3 protein-coding genes and 1 pseudogene are annotated in these 3,224 nt (G+C 57.6%); 1 reads left to right on the top strand and 3 read right to left on the bottom strand.

The window, feature by feature from the left end; translation table 11 throughout:
- The 3 genes and pseudogenes from EN939_RS26855 to EN939_RS26845 all read right to left on the bottom strand — a co-directional run.
- Positions 1-245: pseudogene (locus EN939_RS26855) on the bottom strand (electron transfer flavoprotein subunit alpha/FixB family protein); the annotation flags it as partial.
- A gap of 23 nt (positions 246-268) precedes the next feature.
- On the bottom strand, positions 269-1,018 hold the full coding sequence (locus EN939_RS26850; protein ID WP_127270770.1) for an electron transfer flavoprotein subunit beta/FixA family protein: 750 nt from the start codon (positions 1,016-1,018) through the stop codon (positions 269-271).
- Positions 1,019-1,307: 289 nt separating this feature from the next.
- Positions 1,308-2,477 carry a M20 aminoacylase family protein gene (locus EN939_RS26845; protein WP_127270769.1) on the bottom strand — a complete coding sequence of 390 codons (1,170 nt, stop codon included), beginning with the start codon at positions 2,475-2,477 and terminating at the stop codon, positions 1,308-1,310.
- Positions 2,478-3,042: 565 nt separating this feature from the next.
- On the opposite strand from EN939_RS26845, the gene EN939_RS38630 reads away from it, so the two are divergent.
- Positions 3,043-3,224, top strand: a 182-nt coding sequence (locus EN939_RS38630) for a hypothetical protein (RefSeq protein WP_206528344.1), incomplete at its 3' end; no start/stop codon positions are given.

The raw sequence follows: 3,224 nt of genomic DNA, 5'->3' as shown, positions 1-3,224 counted from the left end.
CCCGCCAGCGACACAATGAGCGCTGCCGTCGGTTCGGCGAGGCGCTCGGCAAGTTCGTCTGCCTCGGCCAGCAACACCTTGCTCACGCCCTTGAGCTTGGCGGCAGCGTCGGCTGCCGGCTTGGCGCCTTTGCCGGCAACCAGCACATGCACGTCCGAGCCGATCTGCAGCGCCGCCGACAGCGCCTTGGCGGTCTGGTCGGAAAGCGTTGCGTTGTCGTGTTCTGCGATGAGGAGAATTGCCATTTGTCTGTTCCTTTCCCGATCGCTTACAACACGCCGGCTTCGTTCTTGAGCTTGTCGACCAGTTCGGCCACCGACTTGACCTTGACGCCTGCCTTGCGGCCGCTCGGCTCCTCGGTCTTGATGACCTTCAGCCGCGGCTTGACGTCGGCGCCGTAGTCGGCCGGGGTCTTCTCGTCGAGCTGCTTCTTCTTGGCCTTCATGATGTTGGGCAGCGAGGCATAGCGCGGCTGGTTGAGGCGAAGGTCGGCGGTGACGATCACCGGCATCTTCAGTTCCACGGTCTGCAGGCCGCCGTCGACTTCGCGCGTCACCTTGGCCTTGTCGCCGTCGAGCACGATCTTGGAAGCGAAGGTGCCCTGCGCCCAGCCAAGCAGTGCCGCCAGCATCTGGCCGGTCTGGTTGGAGTCGTCGTCGATCGCCTGCTTGCCGAGAATGACGAGGCCGGGCTGCTCGGCGTCGACGACGCCTTTCAGCACCTTGGCGACGCCGAGCGGCTCGGTCTGTTCGTCGGTCTTGACCAGGATGGCGCGGTCGGCGCCCATGGCGAGCGCGGTGCGCAGTGTTTCCTGCGCCTGCTGCGGGCCGATCGAGACGACGATGATTTCTTCGGCCTTGCCGGCTTCCTTCAGCCGGATTGCTTCTTCCACCGCGATTTCGTCAAAGGGATTCATCGCCATCTTGACGTTGGCCAGCTCCACCGCCGAACCATCAGCCTTCACGCGAACCTTGACGTTCGCATCCACAACCCGCTTCACCGGGACGAGAACTTTCATTCAGTCTCTCCTATTCCGCTCTGGCAGCGCCTACAACACGCTCCAGAAGTTAGCGCATTGGCGATCCATAAGATCCCCGCCGCTTCGTTGTTGATAGTGATATCTGCGGCCGTCACGCTGGCTGTCCGCTGGCTCAGGCAACCGTAACCAACGAAACTATCTGATGTAGCAAACGGAGTAGTTTTCAGAAGCGGTCGGTCCTCAGCGCGTAGGAGCGTGAGGTATTTTTATACTCATGACTTTTCTTCTGAATACGAGTTCGCACGCAAACTGGTGGGGACAGTCGAGCTCACATAGGCAACACTGTCTCGACCACATTTACCCAATAGCCTATCCCATAAGGCAAGGCTTCGTCATTGAAGTCATAGGCGGGGTGATGCAGAAGAGCGGTAGGTCCATTCCCAAGGAAGATAAAACTACCTGGCCGCTTCTCAAGCATATAGGCAAAGTCCTCCGCACCTATACGTGGCTTCATCTTATGATTCACCGATGCAGGCCCGACTAGGTCGCGTGCCGCCTTAGCCGCTAAAGTAGTTTCCTCCGTGCAGTTGACAGTGACCGGAACGGAGCGACGGTATTTGAATTCGATATCCGCGCCGAAGCCGCGCGCAATGCCCTGTGCGGCTGCCGCAATCTCTTGTTCGGCGAAGTCTCGCAGGGCTGGCACGAGAGTTCTGACCGTTCCGGCAATTTCAACTTGATCGGGAATGATGTTGTAAGCCTGTGCGGCCTTCAGCTTGGTGACGGAAATCACCAGAGACTCCATGGGGTCGGTTTTGCGAGAGATTAAGATTTGTAGGCCGACGATAATCTGTGCTGCTATGGTGACGGGATCGATAGTTCTATGTGGGTAAGCCGCATGGCCGCCCCTGCCCTTCACAACAATGTCGAAGTCGTCCTGCGAGCCCATGATAGGACCATCGCAGATGGCGAATTTGCCAATTTCCATGCCTGGCAAGTTATGCATGCCGAAAACCTGGGATATGTCGAAACGGTCCATAATGCCTTCCTGGACCATCCTTTGAGCTCCCGTCGGAAATTCTACTTCTTCTGCCGGCTGAAAGATTAAGGCGACGGATCCCCTGAAGTTGCGCGTACTCGCAAGATGTTTCGCAGCACCCAGCAACATAGCTGTATGACCGTCGTGGCCGCATGCATGCATTATGCCTGGGTTTTTCGAGGACCAGGATTTGCCTGACGCCTCAACGATTGGCAGGGCATCCATGTCCGCTCTCAATCCGATCGTCGGTCCATCTCCCCCTTGCCCCTGAATAAGTGCGACGATGCCGGTCTCAGCTATCCCCGTTTCGATATGATTGATCCCGAACGATGCCAGTTTATCGATCACGAACTTCGCTGTGTTGTGTTCCCGATAGTCGAGCTCTGGATTTTCATGGAGGTAGCGTCGCCACTCCGTTGCTTCGCGCTGCAAATCACGGAAGGACTCAACGCTGTGCATCTGAACGTTTCCCAAATTGCGTTTTTTGTTGGCCGATGTTCAGCTTCCAGGAGGGCTAGGTCAAATTCAGTTTGTGTATTGTGATCATCTGGTTTTCAGATGAACTCAGGGTGGTGAAAAGCCTGGGTAGGACCGCGACCGCGACCTGTCTTACCTGAGCGCAAGGCATCTGTCAGATGCGCGTTTTCGCCTTTGAGTCAGCGACTGGAATGCGTTGCTGTCGCGACGGGAAAATGGCACGTGGTCAGCACAGCAGCGGCAGCAAGCGCGGACTTGGTACGTGACGCGCAGCTTGAACACATCTGGCCGGACGCTTCACATGGGAGAACTGCCGCCTGTCTTCCGGCTCGAACCGTCGGAGTCCAATGCTGCGCCATTCTCCGGCGATTGAGATGGGACAGCAGCCCCGGAGGAGGATCGCCGGGCGCCTATCGCGGCAAGTTGACAAGCGGAGCAGTCGTCATGCGGCTGTTCGCGGTGACCCTCCGATCGAATAACCACCCCGGTATTTCCAGCCACCGGTGGGCCAGAAAGGGTGCAGCGGAACACCGCCAGGTCACCCTTCTTGATCGACCGCATGGAGAAAGACCTGCCGGTCAGCCCAGGGATGCCATGGATAAAGAAGTTCGCGATCAACATCGATCTGCGGGCGTTCCATGGTCGAGTTGTACGACGAGATCCATCCTCATTCAGCGCTCAGAATGCGTTCCCTGAGGGAGTTCATTTAGGCACAAATCTACTTGGAGC

It is taken from the genome of Mesorhizobium sp. M7A.F.Ca.CA.002.05.1.1, assembly GCF_003998335.1.
Classification (GTDB): domain Bacteria; phylum Pseudomonadota; class Alphaproteobacteria; order Rhizobiales; family Rhizobiaceae; genus Mesorhizobium.
The sequence above is the reverse complement of the archived record's forward strand: the minus strand, read 5'-3'. Positions and strand labels throughout refer to the sequence as shown.